Origin of the sequence: Dysgonomonas mossii DSM 22836, assembly GCF_000213575.1 — a bacterium.
GTDB classification, from domain to species: Bacteria; Bacteroidota; Bacteroidia; order Bacteroidales; family Dysgonomonadaceae; genus Dysgonomonas; species Dysgonomonas mossii.
Genome location: NZ_GL892006.1, coordinates 740,089 through 742,349, shown reverse-complemented (window position 1 = coordinate 742,349; position 2,261 = coordinate 740,089). Strand labels below are relative to the sequence as shown.

General features: G+C 32.9%; 4 protein-coding genes. All 4 read right to left on the bottom strand.

Translation table 11 applies throughout. The features are described from left to right. The coding region (locus HMPREF9456_RS17230) for a hypothetical protein (protein WP_006843429.1) at positions 1-245 on the bottom strand (245 nt) is incomplete at its 3' end. Between the two features lies 1 nt (position 246). Next, entirely contained in the window at positions 247-681 is a 435-nt protein-coding gene (locus tag HMPREF9456_RS10120) for a DUF1367 family protein (RefSeq protein WP_006843428.1), read from the bottom strand. Between the two features lie 31 nt (positions 682-712). Further along, positions 713-1,138, bottom strand: coding sequence for a single-stranded DNA-binding protein (locus HMPREF9456_RS10115; RefSeq protein WP_006843427.1), 426 nt, complete (start codon positions 1,136-1,138; stop codon positions 713-715). After that, positions 1,129-2,028 carry a hypothetical protein gene (locus HMPREF9456_RS10110; protein ID WP_006843426.1) on the bottom strand — a complete coding sequence of 300 codons (900 nt, stop codon included), beginning with the start codon at positions 2,026-2,028 and terminating at the stop codon, positions 1,129-1,131. The genes HMPREF9456_RS10115 and HMPREF9456_RS10110 overlap by 10 nt, the downstream gene beginning before the upstream one ends. Positions 2,029-2,261: the final 233 nt, after the last annotated feature.

Here is a 2,261-nt window from a genome sequence, read left to right as displayed (position 1 = left end):
TTAAATATATCAGTTTGCTGTTGGCGAAATAAAAGATCATTATCATATAAGTTATGGCAGCGCCTACAGCCCATAACCAAGTTTAATGGATTGGTATAATGTTCCGGGAATGTAGATTTAGGTAAAAGGTGCATAAGATCAGTTCCATGTTTCCCACATATAAAGCAAAAAGGCGATAGTTTAGATTTTATCTTTGCTATCGCCCTATTCTTCTGAGCTTGTTTCTTGCTTACTTGTTTTATCATATCAAAAATTTACTAAGTTTCGCATAAATTCCTCCTCGCTTATTTTTTTTAGAAAGACAGAGAATAAAACATCTTTTACTTTTTCATATAGCGTTTGAAATTCAATTTCATCCATTTTTTCAAAGGATATTGATTTAGGCGTTTCAATCCATTCATTACGAGGAATAGAATAAATAGTATCGCAATGTCCTGCTGACATCTCAACAGTCTTTCTAAATAGATCTACATTATTTTTAAAGTGATCTGTTACACCCTGATTTTGATATTCCCATGCACAGTTTATAAGGGCAAAGTATTTCCTATGGAAATGGTAGTTTCTTGCTTTGGTTACTTTTACCTTATATACTTCTCCGATTTTAAGTTTTTTCTTTTCTTCAAAATCAGAATCGTAATTTGGAACTAATCCTCGAGCTGTATTTGTACAAAATAATTCCATCGGTTTTTATTTTTATGGATTACCGAAAACCCTAATTAAAAGGGAGATCGTCATCATCGCCAATTGCTGCAGTAGTATGTTGTGATTCAACTGGAGTTTGTTCAGATTCGCTGTTTTGATTTTGCTTACCGCCTAACAACTCCAAATTATCAACATATATCTCAGTTATATACCGCTTGACTCCGCTAGCATCATCATACGAACGTGATCGTATTTTTCCTTCTATGTACAATTGGCTGCCTTTCTTTACATATTGTTCAGCTACTTTAGCTAATCCACGCCAACATACTATGTTGTGCCATTCGGTGCGATCCGGAATAGTTGTTCCGTTTTGTGCTGTATATCCTTTTTCAGTGGTAGCCAATGAAAATGATGCAACAACCGTACCATTATCAAAATGTTTTACATCTGGGTCTTTCCCCACATGGCCCACTAGAATTACTTTATTTACTGACATTCTTTTTCTTTTTTATAAGTTACTTTAACAAAACCTGATTTAGTAGTTTCTTTCTTATACTTATCGGCTAGTTCCGGATTTTCTTTTTTGAATTTTGAAGAGTCGAAACCGATTGAAGTGCTAGGCGAAACCCATGATATGGTTACCTTATCATCTTTATATTGTTGCTTTTCTATTAATGGCTGTATATCTAATAATAGTTTCGCCCTTCTCTCTTCAAGAATAGATATTTCTTCATCAATAGCAATTAACTCTTCTATTTCAAGCGATGTATTTTGTTTTATTGGGTTCTCGAATGAAGCATTATTAAAATACGCATCAATAAGAGATATAATAGTACTGTTTGGTATTCTTTCAACTTCTTGCAGTTTATATTTATCTTTTCGAAGCCAGATACCATATAATTTATCTATACTTAAATGAGGATTTTGAAATTCAAATAAGAATGCACAAATTGATAGCTGCCATGATAAACTTTCAATATCTAAAACCGATGTTGTTTTTATATCCCCAAGATGAACGCTATTATCCGATGCCCGGAATACATTATCTATCATTGTAGCTATACGCTCATTGTCAGATACTAAATATTCATTTTCCAAAGGAATAAGGTCATGTTCTTGTTTTATCTTCATATAATTTTCAACCTCCATACAATCAGAGGTTTCGAATATATCATTCTCTTGACATTTAGAATGAATAAGGCTACCATATTCAGCAGCCTTATTTAATATATGTTCCGGAATGTTACTATACTTGTCTGGAAATAACATCTTTGAGATGATGCCTGTTATGCCTTGAAGCTGTTTTCCTTCTTTAGTTATATAGCAATGATTATTCTCAAAGAAATCAACTTGCTGGTTGTAATTTAGGTAATTTTGATTTTGCATTTGTTAGAGCGTTTTTAAATTTTTGATTACGTTGATAATTTGGGTATGAAGTCCAAATATCCTTTAATGATTCTTGGCTATCCGCTTTGTTTATCATTTCGAATATAATATCTGATGGTTCGTCAGTCTTTTGAGTAGCTTTAGGGTCTTGTTTAGGTTCAGTGTCTTTTGGTGTATCATATTTTGTCCTATCATTGCTAAAATAATATCAGCACCAACACCGAGAGCCTTAG